The organism is Pseudomonas sp. B21128, assembly GCF_044218865.1.
GTDB lineage: Bacteria > Pseudomonadota > Gammaproteobacteria > Pseudomonadales > Pseudomonadaceae > Aquipseudomonas > Aquipseudomonas iridis.
Map to the genome: position 1 here is coordinate 1,643,481 of NZ_CP162590.1, position 15,436 is coordinate 1,658,916.

At 61.5% G+C, this 15,436-nt stretch carries 12 protein-coding genes; 8 read left to right on the forward strand and 4 right to left on the reverse strand.

Annotated elements, in window-relative coordinates; all coding sequences use genetic code 11:
* The first annotated feature begins 5 nt into the window (after positions 1-5).
* The 6 genes from AB4P91_RS07245 (at position 6) to AB4P91_RS07270 (ending at position 6,894) form a co-directional block, all read left to right on the forward strand.
* Positions 6-869 carry a LysR family transcriptional regulator gene (locus AB4P91_RS07245; protein ID WP_150593751.1) on the forward strand — a complete coding sequence of 288 codons (864 nt, stop codon included), beginning with the start codon at positions 6-8 and terminating at the stop codon, positions 867-869.
* 256 nt (positions 870-1,125) lie between these two features.
* Entirely contained in the window at positions 1,126-2,202 is a 1,077-nt protein-coding gene (locus tag AB4P91_RS07250) for a putative 2-aminoethylphosphonate ABC transporter ATP-binding protein (protein WP_150593562.1), read from the forward strand.
* The gene (locus AB4P91_RS07255) at positions 2,202-3,926 is read left to right on the forward strand and encodes a putative 2-aminoethylphosphonate ABC transporter permease subunit (RefSeq protein WP_395604559.1); all 1,725 of its coding nucleotides are present in this window, start codon (positions 2,202-2,204) and stop codon (positions 3,924-3,926) included. The genes AB4P91_RS07250 and AB4P91_RS07255 overlap by 1 nt, the downstream gene beginning before the upstream one ends.
* Positions 3,927-3,960: 34 nt before the next feature.
* Entirely contained in the window at positions 3,961-4,986 is a 1,026-nt protein-coding gene (locus AB4P91_RS07260; RefSeq protein WP_042561586.1) for a putative 2-aminoethylphosphonate ABC transporter substrate-binding protein, read from the forward strand.
* Between the two features lie 214 nt (positions 4,987-5,200).
* Positions 5,201-6,334, forward strand: coding sequence for a TIGR03364 family FAD-dependent oxidoreductase (locus tag AB4P91_RS07265; RefSeq protein ID WP_395604560.1), 1,134 nt, complete (start codon positions 5,201-5,203; stop codon positions 6,332-6,334).
* Complete coding sequence (locus tag AB4P91_RS07270; protein WP_395604561.1) at positions 6,334-6,894, forward strand: phosphonate degradation HD-domain oxygenase; 561 nt, start codon at positions 6,334-6,336, stop codon at positions 6,892-6,894. Before AB4P91_RS07265 ends, AB4P91_RS07270 begins: the two co-directional genes overlap by 1 nt.
* 173 nt (positions 6,895-7,067) lie before the next feature.
* Here AB4P91_RS07270 and AB4P91_RS07275 read toward each other — a convergent pair whose 3' ends face one another.
* Positions 7,068-8,453, reverse strand: a complete 1,386-nt coding sequence (locus tag AB4P91_RS07275; protein WP_150593567.1) for a GTPase/DUF3482 domain-containing protein — start codon at positions 8,451-8,453, stop codon at positions 7,068-7,070.
* Positions 8,446-9,819: a DUF2868 domain-containing protein gene (locus AB4P91_RS07280; RefSeq protein ID WP_150593568.1), complete on the reverse strand. Its 1,374-nt coding sequence runs from the start codon at positions 9,817-9,819 to the stop codon at positions 8,446-8,448. Before AB4P91_RS07280 ends, AB4P91_RS07275 begins: the two co-directional genes overlap by 8 nt.
* Positions 9,820-9,904: 85 nt before the next feature.
* Here AB4P91_RS07280 and AB4P91_RS07285 point away from each other — a divergent pair, with 85 nt between their 5' ends.
* The gene (locus tag AB4P91_RS07285; protein ID WP_150593569.1) at positions 9,905-10,423 is read left to right on the forward strand and encodes a dihydrofolate reductase; all 519 of its coding nucleotides are present in this window, start codon (positions 9,905-9,907) and stop codon (positions 10,421-10,423) included.
* Positions 10,424-10,488: 65 nt separating this feature from the next.
* On the opposite strand, the gene AB4P91_RS07290 is transcribed toward AB4P91_RS07285, so the two are convergent.
* Entirely contained in the window at positions 10,489-11,877 is a 1,389-nt protein-coding gene (locus AB4P91_RS07290) for an L-cystine transporter (protein WP_150687956.1), read from the reverse strand.
* 242 nt (positions 11,878-12,119) lie between these two features.
* Here AB4P91_RS07290 and AB4P91_RS07295 point away from each other — a divergent pair, with 242 nt between their 5' ends.
* Positions 12,120-13,181: a haloacid dehalogenase-like hydrolase gene (locus AB4P91_RS07295; RefSeq protein ID WP_150597587.1), complete on the forward strand. Its 1,062-nt coding sequence runs from the start codon at positions 12,120-12,122 to the stop codon at positions 13,179-13,181.
* Positions 13,182-13,371: 190 nt separating this feature from the next.
* Here the strand turns inward: AB4P91_RS07295 and ilvD are convergent, their stop codons facing one another.
* Positions 13,372-15,213 (reverse strand): dihydroxy-acid dehydratase, encoded by a 1,842-nt coding sequence (gene ilvD / locus AB4P91_RS07300; protein ID WP_150593572.1) that lies wholly within the window; start codon positions 15,211-15,213, stop codon positions 13,372-13,374.
* Between the last annotated feature and the right edge of the window lie 223 nt (positions 15,214-15,436).

Below are 15,436 nucleotides of genomic sequence, written 5' to 3' on the forward strand. Positions count from 1 at the left end.
TGGTTGTGCTGAGTGCCGAGCTGAAGGCGTTTTACATGGTGGCCCGCTTGGGCAGCATCACGCTGGCGGCGAAAAAACTCGGCCTCAGCCAGCCGACCGTGACCACGCAGATCCGCAATCTGGAAAGCCAGTATTCGGTGGAGCTGTTCTACCGTGGCGGTCGGCGTTTGAGCGTGAGCGACGAAGGCGCGCGGTTGCTGCCGATGGTCAAAACGCTGTTGCAGCAAGAGGCGGACATCGAGTTCTTCCTGCGCAACAGCGGCCAGGTGCAGGGCACACTGCGCATCGCGGCGACCGCGCCATATTACATCCTCGATCTGGTGAAGACCTTTCGTGAGCGCCTGCCGCAGGTGGAAGTGTCGGTGGAAATCGGCAACTCGCAGCAAGTGCTCGAAGCGCTGGAGGATTATCGCGTGGATATCGCGGCGTCCTCGCAGTTGCTCGATGACGCGCGGCTGATTCGCCGGGTGCTGGGTACTGATCCGCTGGTCTTGGCAGTGCATCGCAATCATCCGTTGGCGGCGCATGAGCATGTGGCGTTGAGTGCGCTGGCCGGGCATACGCTGTTGATGCGGGAATCGGGCTCTACCACACGGCGGCTGACTGAAGAATTGCTGGCCGGTGCCGGGGTGAGTTTCGGGCCATTGCTGGAGATAGGCAGCCGTGAGTCGATTCGCGAGGCGGTGCTGCGCAATATCGGCATCAGCATCATTGCCCGGCAGGAAGTACCGCATGATCCGCAGTTGCGCGTGCTGACCATCGAGAACGCGCCGCAGATTCCTGAGTACCTGTATTGCCTGAAGGAGAGGAAGGGCGCGCGGTTGCCGGCGGCGTTCCTCGGGTTGGCGCAGGAAATGTCCCCGGCCTGAAACCTTGCGTTGGCAGGGCCGGCCTCATCGCTGGCAAGCCAGCTCCCACAGAGACTTTCAGTGAATTCGGATTTTGTGAACCACAGAAACACCTGTGGGAGCTGGCTTGCCAGTGATGGCGCCAGGTCAGACAACACGGATCCAGACGCTGAACCAAAATCCCCGAATACCACTATCGGCCGTTTTTGCCTCACTGCCACATGACGGACGCATTACAACCCTAGGATTGGCCTCATCTGCTTGATGAGGTCTGTCCATGAATCCTGCCATTGCAACTGCCCTGACCAACCCCGGTGCGCCGATGAAAGTGCGCAGCGTGCAGAAGCGCTTCGGCGCTTTCACCGCGCTGGATAACGTCTCCCTCGACGTCGCCGCCGGTGAACTGGTGTGTCTGCTCGGCCCCTCGGGCTGCGGCAAGACCACGTTGCTGCGCTGCATCGCCGGTCTGGAGAAGCAGGACAGCGGCGAACTCTACCTCGGTGACCGCGACGTCTCGCACCTCGCCCCGCAAGCTCGCGACTACGGGATTCTGTTCCAGTCCTACGCGCTGTTCCCCAATCTGACTGTCGAGGCGAACATTGCCTACGGCCTCGCCGGCAGTGGTCGCGATGAAGTACGCCGTCGCGTCGGTCAGATGCTAGAGCTGGTCGGCCTCATCGGCAGTGAGAAAAAGTACCCCGGCCAATTGTCCGGCGGTCAGCAACAGCGCGTTGCGCTCGCTCGCGCCTTGGCTCCGGCGCCGTCGTTGCTGCTGCTCGATGAACCGATGTCGGCCCTCGATGCCCGGGTGCGCGAGCATCTGTGCACCGAGCTGCGCCAGCTGCAACGCAACCTCGGCATCACCACCCTGATGGTCACCCATAATCAGGACGAAGCCATGCTGATGGCGGACCGCATCGCGGTGATGAACAACGGCCGTGTCGAGCAATACGCCACCCCGCAGGAAATCTACAACCGCCCGGCCACGCCGTTCGTGGCCGAGTTTGTCGGCCAGGGCAACTGGCTGCCGTTCCAGCGCAGCAGCGAAAGCCACGCCCAGGTCGGCGGCATGAACCTGCGCCTGAGTGACGGCAGCGTCCAGCGTGCGTCGGGCCGTTTGTTCTGCCGCCCGGAAGCGATCAACGTCAATCCGCTGGTGCATGAGGAGAACCTCTTTCCGGCGAAAGTCCGTGAGATCACCTTCCTCGGCAACCGCTGCCGCATGAGTTTCGAACTCGATCAATTGCCAGGCCACGCACTGCTCGCCGAACTGGCGCCGGAAGCCATGCCGCGCCTCGGCGCCCAGCAGATCATGATCGCCTTGCCGCCGCGTAGCTTGCAGGTGTTTGCCTGATGAACAGCAACCTCGCGCTGCCGCTACCGCACAAGCAGGTGCGGCAGACCTCGAAAGCCGAAATCGGCGACCGTATTTTTGTCGTCGGCGGCAAACTGCTGTTGCTGGTATTGCTCGGCGTTGCGGTGTTGCTGCCGTTGCTGGCGATCTTCTGGCGGGGTTTCAGCAGCGAGGCCGGGCAGGGCGGTGGCTGGGCCGCGGCGAAGGAACTGGTGACCAGCGAGAATTTCCACTGGCTGCTTGGCAACAGCCTGAAAGTTTCCCTCAGTGTTGCGGCCATCGTCGTACCGCTGGCTTACCTGTTTGCCTACGCACTGCAACGCACATTGATACCGGCGAAGGGCATCTGGCGCGGGATTTCCCTGCTGCCGCTGATGGCGCCGTCGATGCTGCCGGGCATTGCGCTGGTCTATCTGTTCGGCAACCAGGGCATGTTGCGCGGGCTGCTCTCGGACAACATTTACGGGTTCTGGGGGATTGTGCTGGGTGAGGTGATCTACACCTTTCCCCATGCGCTGATGATTTTGCTCTCGGCATTGTCGCTGGCCGATGCGCGTTTGTTCGATGCCGCGTCGAGCATGGGCGCCAGTCCCGCCAAGGCCTTTCGCAGCATCACCTGGCCGGCGACGCGTCAGGCTGTGTTCGCCGCGTTCTGTCTGGTGTTCACCCTGACCATCACCGACTTCGGTGTGCCGGTGGTGGTGGGTGGCGACTACCAGGTACTGGCGCTGGAAGCTTACAAAGCGGTGGTCGGCCAGCAACAATTCGGTCGCGGCGCGTTGATCGGCATGGTGCTGTTGGTGCCGGCGCTGTTCAGCTTTGGGGTTGATGCCTGGCTGCGCCGCCGTCACGGCGACTCCATGAGCGGTCGCGCTCAGGTGTTCAAACCGGCACCGTCGAAACTGCGCGACAGCTGCTATCTGGCGATTGTCGTGTTGATCAGCGCCGCGTTGCTGCTGGTGTTCGGCATGGCGGTGTTCTCCTCCTTGGTGAAGTTCTGGCCGTACAACCTGTCGCTGTCGCTCAATCACTACCAGTTCAACGAGACGGCCGGCGGTGGCTGGCTGGCCTACAGCAACAGCTTGAAGATGGCGTTGGGCACGGCGCTGATCGGCAGCGTGCTGATCTTCACCGGCGCTTACCTGATGGAGAAGACCCGCACTCAGCGCGGCCTCAACCTGGCGTTGCGCATGCTGAGTTTCATCCCGATGGCGGTGCCGGGGCTGGTGCTGGGTCTGGGTTACGTCTTTTTCTTCAACCTCACCGGCAATCCGCTGCATGTGTTGTACGGGACGATGACGCTGCTGATCGTCTGCACCATTGCGCACTATCTGACCACCGCACAAATGACCGCGACCACCGCGCTGCGTCAACTCGACGCCGAGTTCGAAGCCGCCGCGCTATCGCTCAAGGCGCCGCTGTACCGGCATTACCTGCGCGTGACCGTGCCGATCTGCCTGCCGGCGTTGCTGGACATCGTGCGCTACCTGTTCGTCTCGGCGATGACTACTGTGTCCGCCGCGATCTTCCTCTACAGCCCCGACACCATTCTCGCGGCGGTGGCGGTGCTGAACATGGACGACGCCGGCAACGTCGGCGGCGCGGCGGCGATGTCGACCCTGATTCTGTTCACCTCGGCGGGCGTGTCCTTGCTGCTGGCGTGGGCTTCGCGCGGCTTGTTGCGCCGCTCCCAGGCCTGGCGGCAAACCGCGCCCGGTCACTGACTTACACCCTCAACTCAAAGACAGGATACCGATCATGTTCAAGCCTATGGCCCTGGCCGCTGCTGTGCTCGCTACTTTCAGCCTGAATGCCTTCGCGGCAAAAACCGAGTTGACGGTGTACACCGCCCTCGAAGCCGAACAGTTGAAGACCTACAAAGAAGCCTTCGAAAAAGCCAACCCGGACGTGGAGATCAAGTGGGTGCGCGATTCCACCGGGATCATCACCGCCAAACTGCTGGCCGAAAAGGCCCGTCCGCAGGCTGACGCCGTATGGGGGCTGGCGGCGTCCAGCCTGGCGATTCTCGATCAGCAAGGCATGCTGCAAAGCTACGCGCCAAAAGATCTGGGCAAGATCGGCGCGAACTACCGCGATGCCGCCAACCCACCAGCCTGGGTCGGTATGGACGTCTGGGCCGCGACCATTTGCTTCAACACGATTGAGGCCGAAAAGCAGGGTCTGACCAAGCCAGTAAGCTGGCAGGATCTGACCAAGCCTGAGTACAAAGGCAAGATCGTCATGCCTAACCCGGCCTCGTCCGGCACGGGTTTCCTCGACGTCAGCGCCTGGCTGCAAACCTTCGGCGAGAAACAGGGCTGGGCCTACATGGACGGACTGCACCAGAACATCGGCCAGTACGTTCACTCCGGTTCCAAGCCATGCAAACTGGCAGCGGCCGGCGAATTCCCGATCGGCATTTCCTTTGAATACCCGGCGGTTCAGTTGAAACGTCAGGGCGCGCCACTGGACATCATCCTGCCGAAGGAAGGTCTGGGCTGGGAGATCGAAGCGACCGCCGTGATCAAAGGCACCCCGCATGAAGACGCGGCCAGGAAACTCGCCGACTTCTCCGCCAGCGCCGAGGCGATGGACTTGTACAAAGAGAACTTCGCCGTCCTCGCGCAGCCGGGCATCGCCAAGCCGCAGACCGAATTGCCGGCCGACTACGAGCAGCGTCTGATCAAGAACGACTTCGCCTGGGCCTCGAAAAATCGCGACGAAATCCTGACCGAGTGGCGCAAGCGCTATGACGGCAAGTCCGAGAAAGTCGCTGCCAAGTAAATCTTCGTAAACTGACAGGGCCCCATCGCTGGCAAGCCAGCTCCCACAGGTTTCAAGGTGTTCTCGCAATCGGTGTTCACCACAAATCCCTGTGGGAGCTGGCAGGCTCATTCCCACATTGGATCTCCAGTGAACACACTTTTGTGAACACCCCAATTCCCTGTGGGAGCTGGCTTGCCAGCGATAGCGGTATTGCATTCAGGACATCATCCCCATGACACAACACAAAGACCTGCTGGTCGTCGGCGCCGGCATCCTCGGCCTCTCACACGCCTACGCCGCCGCCAAACGCGGTCTCAAGGTCGCCGTATTCGAACGCAGCGCCACGCCACTCGGCGCTTCGGTGCGTAACTTCGGCCAGGCACTGGTCACCGGCCAACCGCCCGGCCAAATGCTCGAACTGGCCAAGGCAAGCCGTGACATCTGGGGGGACTGGGCGCAACTCGCCGGGCTGCAAATCAAGCGCAACGGCTCGTACCTGTTCGCCCGCAGCGAAGCCGAAGAGCATCTGCTCGAAGCCTTCTGCGCAAGCCGCGCAGTGGAGCACGGTTACAACGTCGACTTGCTGCGCGGCGCTGCATTGCGCGATCTGTACAACGGCCAGTTCAGCCACCACCGCGCCGCGTTACACGGGATGGACGACCAACAGCTGTACTCGCGCGAAGCGATTCCGGCGCTGATCGACTATCTGCGCCGCGACCTCGGTGTTCAATTTCACTTTTCCACGCTGGTGCGCGATGTCGAGTCCGGACGCCTGCAAAGCACGGCCGGGACGTTCACTGCCAAGCAGATCATCGTCTGTTCCGGCCACGATTATCAGACATTGCTGGCCGAGCCGATTGCCGCGCTCGACCCGCAAATCTGTCGCCTGCAAATGCTCCGCGCCCGGCCGCAGATCGATCTTGATCTGCAACACGCGTTGCTCACGGGTTTGAGTTGCGTGCACTACGGCGCCTTCGCCGATCTGCCGGAAGCGGCGGCGGTACAAGCGCAGATTCTGCGTGAGCAACCGCACCTGCACGAAAACGGCATCCACCTGCTGATCAGCCCGACGCCGTATGGCGAGTTGATCATCGGCGACTCGCACCATTACGGCAGCGATGCTTCACCGTTCAACGCCGAACAAGTCGACACCTGGATGCTTGAACTGGCCGAACAGACTCTGGGTTGCAAGGTGCAAGTGGTCGAGCGCTGGCAGGGCGTCTATGGTTCTCGGGGGCCGGGACCGTTTTCGTTCCTGCGCCCGGCACCGGGGTTGAGTGTGGCGTTGATGCACACCGGCGTCGGCATGAGCGTTGGCCCGGCGATGGCCGAGCGCAACATGGCGCAGTTGCTGGAGGAAGTTTGATGGCAGGTCATGAGCAAATCGTCGCGAGGGTGTTCGGGTTGTATGAGCGCTTCGGCACCCGTGATTACATTGGCGAACCGGTGTCGCAGATCGAGCACATGTCCCAGGCGGCCGAACGGGCTATCGCCGAGGGCTTCGATGACGAAGTGGTGCTGGCGGCGTTCTTTCATGACATCGGCCATTTGTGTGCCGAGGGCGCGGAGAATATGGGCGGTTACGGCGTGGTTAGTCATGAACGGCTCGGGGCGGATTATTTAAGGGAGGCCGGATTCAGCGAACGCATGGCGCGGCTGGTGGAATATCACGTGCAGGCCAAGCGTTACCTGACGTTGCGGGAGCCGGGGTATTTCGAGCGGTTGAGTGAAGCAAGTCGGCGCACGCTGGAGTATCAGGGCGGAGTGATGACCGGGGCCGAAGCTGAGGTATTTGAACGGGATCCGTTGTGCGCGGTGAGTTTGCGCATGCGCCAGTGGGATGAGTTGGCGAAGGAGAGGGCGGTGCCGGTGATGGACCTTGGGGTATTGAAGCGCAAGGCAGTGACATTGTTGTCGGGCTTGTGAAAGTCACCCTCACCCCAGCCCTCTCCCAGAGGGAGAGGGGGCCGACGGAGTGATCTTCAGTTATGCGCCGACCTGAGATATCCAGCCGAACTCAGGATTTGAAAAGCATGAAGATCTGCTCCCTTTCCCCCTCGCCCCCTTGGGGGAGAGGGCTGGGGTGAGGGGGTAGCGCTCTAAAGCTCAAGCACCTTTCCAACCAACTCCTCGATCTGCTCCTGCCTTTCCCCCTGATTCAACTTCGCGTGCGGATTGAGCGATGACCACTGCGGATGCGCCCGCGCCTTGCTCAGCGCCTCGGGCAACTTGCCTTCGCGCCAGGTCTTGTCCTGCGGTGTGGCCACCTGAACCGCGTCCATCGCTGCATGCCCGCGCTGATCAAGTGCCAGCAGCAATTGCCGCTGACGCAACGCCAACAACCGCAACACCCCATCGTCCACGGTCAGCTCCCGTTGCCCTTTGATCTTGCCGAGCAAGCGACTGCCATAACTGCGCGCCGTTTGCAGCGCACCGCCGGCAATCGCACCCGCCAATGCCGCAGCCCCGAGGGTTATCCCGCCGACCAGCAAATCCACCCCGGCACCCGCCGCCGCGCCCGCTGCGATACCGCCACCAACCCGCACACCGAGCTGCTTCAACGTCTCGGGATTGAACAGGTCATCACCCCAGCGCCCGTCCAACAACGGCAAATCACTGGCCGCCGCATCCTGCGGGCGAAACGCATACAGTTTGAGCAACGCCTCAACACACTTCTGTTCGCGTTGACGCACAGCCTTGCGCAGTTCGCTGATGGCTTGCTGTTCCTGCTCGGCTTCACTGACCACGCTGCGTCGGCACGCGGCGCAGTCGATCAGCAATTCGGCGATCAGCCGTGCGGCACTGTGCTGGCGCGCCAGGCGCTGAGCCTGTTGATCGGCGATCAAGCGCTCCAGTTGTGGCCGCGCATTTTCCAGCAGCAGTGCGAGGCTTTCATACAACCGCCGCTCGCCATCCTCCGGCGGCGCGACGCTGTCGAAACGCACCAGCGCATGCAGACCCAGTCGCGCCAACGCCTCGCGCCAATCCGGCTCGCGATGGTTGGCACTGCTGACGAAATTGAGTACCGGCAGCAGCGGCTTGCCGCAACTGGCCAGCACTTCCAGCTCATCGCGATATTTGGACAACACGGGTTCACGGGCGTCGATCACATACAAACCGGCATCCGAGGCGAGCAGTTGTCGCAGCACCTTGGCTTCTTGCTCGAAGCGCTGGCGTGCCTCGCTGCCGTCAAGAAACCGCGCCAGCCGCGCCGGGCCATCAAGGCGTTCGCCGGGGCGCTCCAGACGTTCGAGAAAATCCAGCAGGGCGATGGCGTCTTCCAGCCCCGGCGTGTCATAGAGATCGAGCAACGGCTCGCCGTCCACCGACAGCCGCGCGCCCTCGACATGCCGTGTGGTGCTTGGCCGATGGGAGACTTCGCCGAAGCCGACATCGCGGGTCAGCGTGCGCAACAGCGACGTCTTGCCGACGTTGGTGTGGCCGACCACTGCCAGTTTCAGCGGGGCTTTACGGGCGTCAGTCATGTCCAGTCTCCAGCCAGTTCAGCGGCGCGCTATCGGCAAACTCCAGCTCAAGCTGTTGCAGCGCGATGTGCCAGTCGCCGAGGCGTTCAGCGTCCAGCGCTTCGCCGGGTGGCGCTTGCAGCAGCCAGACGCGGGTGGCGCTGGCGTTGCGCGCCAGTTCGGCGATCAGTGCAAGACTGCCGCGATCTGGCGAGCGCCGTGGGTCGCAGGCAATCGCCAGTCGTGCCGGGGGGAAGCGGCTGAGTTGTTCGAGCAGTTTGTGACGCGATTCGCGGCTGTCGAGGATGCCGGCGTTGCTGACATTTTTCGGCAGCGCGGGCGGCCATGGGCGTTGCTCGTCGAGTTCGATTGCGACCAGCAACGCGCCTTCGCTGGCGTGTTCGCTGACGCCGCTTTCGACGCGATGCAGCTGTGCGGGCTCCGGATCGTTGACACCGAGGCGCTCACTGCTCGGCATCAGGCGTTCGCGCAATTGGGCGTAGCCGGGCAGGTTCAGGTCCAGGCGCAGTGCTGCTTTGCCGCTGTTCCAGCGCCAGAAGCACAGCAGCGCCAACATCAGGCGCGGGAGCACGCCATAGACCACCAGCACGCCGACCAGCCATGTCGCCCAGGCCTGACGGGCACTTTCGATATCGAGAGCGCCGTCGCCGCTGGCGCGGATCATGTCCACAGTCGGCACGTTGAACCCCAGCAACGATGGCAGATGACCGAGGGCCTGGGTGACGTGAATGAAGGTATCGGCGCTGAGAAGGGTTGTTTCCCAGACGAAGCCGTAACGCCGCGTCGCCATCAGCGTCAGCAGCAGAGCCAACGCGCTGAGCATGACCAGCAACCACAGGCCGTTGACCAGCGCACCGAGCGCCCAACGATTGAGTTTCTTGCGCTGCAGCATCAACAGCAGGGCCGGCGCCAGTTGCGCGGCTTTAGCGTCGCGGGCGAGTTTTTCGCTCAGCCACAACCACAGTCGCCCGAGGGTGGCACCGTGTTCGCCGGCAAAAATCAGCCCCAATGCCCAGCTCAGCAGCAGAATCAGGTTCAGCCCGAGCAGACTGCCCAAGGCCCAGAACACATTGACCGGCGTCTGGCCCAGCGCGGCGAACGCCAGACCGGCGCCACTCAACATCGCCAGTATTATCAGCAACACCAACGCCAGACGCGCGCCTTGCAGCCAGTGTTTTAATGCGGCCGTCAGTCCGTCACGCTCGGCCAGCCACAAGGCACGGCGTTGAATGCGGCTCGGCAGATCACCGCCGGCCGCGCGGGCCAGACGATTGGCTTCCAGATCATCCAGAGGGCCTGCATGTTCTTCGCGCAGGCGCACGGTTTCGGTCAGCCAGAGGTTTTGCAGTGGAGTCAGTTCTGTCACGCGCCATTCCGTCGCTCAATTGAGTCGAGAGCATAACCGCTGTGGCGCTTATCGGGGTAAGCGAGGCTCTGGTATCCTCGCCGGCATGACTAAATCACTCCCCCTCAGCCTGATCGCAGCCCTCGGTGAAAACCGTGTGATCGGCATCGACAACAGCATGCCCTGGCACCTGCCGGGCGATTTCAAATACTTCAAGGCCACGACCCTCGGCAAGCCGATCATCATGGGGCGCAAGACCTGGGATTCGCTGGGCCGCCCGCTGCCGGGGCGCTTGAACATCGTGGTCAGCCGTCAGCAAGACCTGGTGCTCGAAGGTGCGGAGGTTTATCCGTCGCTGGAGGCTGCCGTGGTTCGCGCTGAAGAGTGGGCGAAAGCGCAGGGCGTCGATGAGCTGATGCTGATTGGCGGGGCGCAGTTGTATGCGCAAGGGCTGGCGCAGGCGGATCGTCTGTACCTGACCCGTGTGGCGCTGAGCCCGGAAGGCGATGCGTGGTTTCCGGAGTTTGATCTGAGCCAGTGGACACTGGTGTCGAATGTGCCGAACCCGGCAGAGGGCGATAAGCCGGCGTACAACTTCGAAGTCTGGGAGAAAGAGCAGCTTTGAGCTACAAGCTGCAAGTAAAAGCTGATTGGCTCTTGGCTTGCAGCTTGCAGCTTGCAGCTTGCTGGCTAGCTAGCTAGCTGCGCATGTTCATCGGCATCCAGCAGTTCTTTATCCGTCTGCTGCATCACCTGGCTGGTAATCGCACCGGCGGTGATCGCACCACTCACGTTCAACGCCGTACGCCCCATATCAATCAGCGGCTCAACCGAAATCAGCAGCGCCACCAAAGACACCGGCAAACCCATCGCCGGCAGCACGATCAGCGCAGCAAACGTCGCACCGCCACCCACGCCCGCCACACCGGCCGAACTCAGAGTCACAATCGCTACCAGCGTGGCGATCCACAGCGGATCCAGCGGGTTGATGCCGACAGTCGGTGCAACCATCACCGCCAACATCGCCGGGTACAGACCTGCGCAGCCGTTTTGACCGATAGTCGCGCCGAACGAAGCGGCGAAACTGGCGATAGACTGTGGAATACCCAAACGACGGGTCTGCGCCTCGATGCTCAGCGGAATGCTCGCTGCACTGGAACGGCTGGTAAACGCGAACGTCAGCACCGGCCAGATCTTGCGGAAGAAACGCAGCGGGTTGATCCCGGCCCCCGACACCAGCAGGCCGTGCACCACAAACATCAGGCCCAGACCGAGGTACGAGACCACGACGAAACTGCCGAGCTTGATGATGTCTTGCAGGTTGGAACCGGCGACCACTTTGGTCATCAGCGCCAGCACGCCGTACGGGGTCAGCTTCATCACCAGACGCACCAGACGCATCACCCAGGCTTGCAAGGTGTCGATGGCGTTGATCACTTTCTGACCTTTTTCGACGTCATCCTTGAGCAGTTGCAGTGCGGCAACCCCCAGGAACGCTGCAAAAATCACCACACTGATGATCGAGGTCGGCTTGGCCCGGGCCAGGTCGGCGAACGGGTTTTGCGGGATGAACGACAGCAACAGTTGCGGCACATTCAGGTCGGCCACCTTGCCGGCGTAGTCAGTCTGAATGGTTTGCAGGCGAGCCATTTCCTGCGTGCCGGCGACCAGACCTTCGGCGGTAAGGCCGAACAGGTTGGTCAGGCCAATACCGATCAGCGCCGCAATCGCGGTGGTGAACAGCAGCGTGCCGATGGTCAGGAAGCTGATCTTGCCCAACGACGACGCGTTGTGCAGCCGGGCCACGGCGCTGAGGATCGAGGCGAACACCAGTGGGATGACGATCATTTGCAGCAACTGCACGTAGCCGTTACCGACCAGATCGAACCAGCCGATCGAAGCTTTCAGCACCGGGTTGCCGGCACCGTAAATGCTGTGCAGCGCCACGCCGAATGCCACGCCGAGCGCCAGCGCGAGCAGGACTTTTTTCGCCAGGCTCCACGACGTGTGGCGGGTCTGCGCCAGACCGAAGAGCAGGGCGAGGAACACCAGCAGGTTGAGAATCAACGGTAGATTCATGAGAACTCCAGGAAAGTCTTTGCCAACAGCCTTCCGGGGCTGCTGCGAACCGGCAAGCCTAACAGCTTGAAAACTAATGATTTAATACCGAAAACGTATGGTGTCCGTCGTTTTTGGAATAAGCGTGTGTCGCTCACAGCAATGCATTTGGCGCAAACAGGGGCGGGGGCGGTCGCTGACAGACGAGGACTGTCACACGTATTTGTTAGCGTCGATGCTTTTCGATCAGGGAGAAAGCGTCGATGAAGTTCGCACCGAAATTTCTGGCTGTCGCATTGACTGTGGGGATGGGCCTGGCCACTCAGGCCTTCGCTACCGACTTGAAACACTGGCCAGCCGATCAGGCCAAGGCGCTGGACGCGATGATTGCGGCCAACGCCAACAAGGGTAACTACGCGGTGTTCGACATGGACAACACCAGTTACCGCTACGACCTCGAAGAGTCCTTGCTGCCGTTCATGGAAAACAAGGGCCTGATCACCCGCGACAAACTCGACCCCTCCCTGAAACTGATGCCGTTCAAGGACACCGCTGACCACAAGGAAAGCCTGTTCAGTTACTACTATCGCCTCTGCGAAGTCGACGACATGGTTTGCTACCCATGGGTGGCGCAGGTGTTCTCCGGCTTCACCCTCAAGGAACTCAAAGGCTACGTCGATGAGCTGATGGCCTCGGGCAAACCGGTGCCGGCCACGTATTACGAAGGCGATGTGGTCAAGAAACTCGACGTCAACCCGCCGAAGATCTTTACCGGCCAGCAAGAGTTGTACAACAAGCTGATGGAGAACGGCATCGAGGTCTACGTGATGACCGCGGCCTCTGAAGAACTGGTGCGCATGGTCGCGGCGGATCCCAAGTACGGCTACAACGTCAAACCGCAAAACGTCATTGGCGTGAGTCTGCTGCTGAAGAACCGCGAAACTAACGAGTTGACCACCGCACGCAAGCAAATCACGGCGGGCAACTACGACGAGAAGGCCAACCTCGGTCTGGAGCTGACCCCGTACCTGTGGACGCCAGCGACCTGGATGGCCGGCAAGCATGCAGCGATCCTGACCTACATTGATGAGTGGAAAAAACCGGTATTGGTCGGCGGCGATACGCCCACCAGCGACGGCTACATGCTGTTCCACGATGTCGACGTGGCCAAGGGCGGTATTCACTTGTGGATCAACCGCAAGGACAAGTACATGACGCAAATCAACGGCATGATGGCCAAGCATGCGGCGGCGCAGGCCAAGGAAGGATTGCCGGTGACGGCGGACAAGAACTGGGTGATCGTCAAGCCTGAGGAAATTCAGTAATACCGAGTCGCTCCAATCGCTGGCAAGCCAGCTCCCACAGGTATCGGGGCGAACCACAAATTTGTGATCACACAGATCCCTGTGGGAGCGGGCTTGCCCGCGATGGGGCCGTCATGGTCACCGACTGAATCAGCCAGGCAAAAAAATGCCCCGCACTTTGGCGGGGCATTTTTGTTTTTGCTGTCGAGGCTTACAGCCCGTCGAGCATCGCCTTGTCACGCACAGCGCCTTTGTCGGCACTGGTTGCCAGCAGGGCGTAAGCCTTCAGCGCGGTGGTGACTTTGCGCGGACGGATTTCCACCGGTTTCCAGCCTTTCTTGTCCTGCTCGACCCGGCGTGCGGCCAGTTCTTCGTCGCTGACCAACAGGTTGATCGAGCGATTTGGAATGTCGATCAGCACCTTGTCGCCATCCTGCACCAGACCGATCGCACCGCCGGCCGCGGCTTCTGGCGAAGCGTGGCCGATGGACAGCCCCGAGGTACCGCCGGAGAAACGGCCGTCGGTAAGCAGGGCGCAAGCTTTGCCCAGGCCTTTGGATTTCAGGTACGAGGTCGGGTAGAGCATTTCCTGCATGCCCGGGCCACCTTTCGGGCCTTCGTAGCGAATGATGACGATGTCGCCTTCTTTCACTTCGTCGGCGAGGATGCCGCGTACGGCGCTGTCCTGGCTTTCGAAGATCTTCGCGTTGCCTTCAAACACGTGGATCGACTCGTCGACGCCAGCGGTTTTCACCACGCAGCCATCGAGCGCGATGTTGCCGTAGAGTACGGCCAGGCCACCTTCTTTCGAATAGGCGTGCTCGAAGCTGCGGATGCAGCCGTTTTCACGGTCGTCATCGAGGCTTTCCCAACGCGTCGACTGGCTGAATGCAGTCTGGGTCGGGATGCCCGCCGGGCCCGCCTTGAAGAAGTGATGCACGGCTTCATCGTCAGTCTGGGTGATGTCCCACTTGGCGATGGCTTCTTCCATGCTGCGGCTGTGCACGGTCGGCAGGTCAGTGTGCAGCAGGCCGCCACGGGCCAGCGAACCGAGGATGCTGAAGATGCCGCCGGCACGGTGCACATCTTCCATGTGGTACTTCTGGATGTTCGGCGCGACCTTGCACAGCTGCGGCACAACGCGGGAAAGACGGTCGATGTCGCGCAGGTCGAAATCTATCTCGGCTTCCTGGGCAGCCGCCAGCAAATGCAGGATGGTGTTGGTCGAACCGCCCATGGCGATGTCGAGCATCATCGCGTTCTCGAACGCCTTGAAATTGGCGATGTTACGCGGCAATACCGACTCGTCGTCCTCTGTGTAGTAGCGCTTGCACAGCTCGACGATGGTGCGGCCGGCCTGCAGGAACAGTTGTTCGCGGTCGCTGTGGGTAGCGAGGGTCGAACCGTTGCCCGGCAGTGCAAGACCGAGGGCTTCGGTCAGGCAGTTCATCGAGTTGGCGGTGAACATGCCGGAGCACGAACCGCAGGTAGGGCAGGCGCTGCGCTCGTATTCAGCGACTTTCTCGTCAGAAGCGCTGGCGTCGGCGGCGATCACCATGGCATCGACGAGGTCGAGGCCGTGGGACGCGAGTTTGGTCTTGCCGGCTTCCATCGGCCCGCCGGAAACGAAGATCACCGGAATGTTCAGGCGCAACGCAGCCATCAACATGCCCGGGGTGATCTTGTCGCAGTTGGAGATGCAGACAATGGCGTCGGCGCAGTGGGCGTTGACCATGTACTCGACGGAGTCGGCGATGATTTCGCGGCTCGGCAGCGAATAGAGCATGCCGTCGTGGCCCATGGCGATGCCGTCATCCACGGCGATGGTGTTGAATTCCTTGGCCACGCCACCGGCGCGTTCAATTTCACGGGCGACCAGCTGGCCCAGATCCTTCAGGTGCACATGGCCGGGTACAAACTGGGTGAACGAGTTGGCAATGGCGATGATCGGCTTTTTGAAGTCGTCATCTTTCATCCCGGTGGCGCGCCACAGTGCGCGGGCGCCGGCCATGTTGCGGCCGTGGGTGGATGTTTTCGAACGGTAATCAGGCATGGAGCACTCCGGGCGGCTAAACAGGTATCAAAGGGGAGAGAGCTTCTATTGACGTCTGGAACACTCAGAAATGGCCGTGTGTCCGGAAGTTGCCGATGACTTTGCGGGATCGCCGCTTGCCTCAGCCTGAGCTCATAAACCCGCCGGGGGATGAATGGCGATGAATGAAGCGATTCTACACCGCTGGCGTCTGGAGGGAATGGCGCAAAGTGTTGTTGCCGTG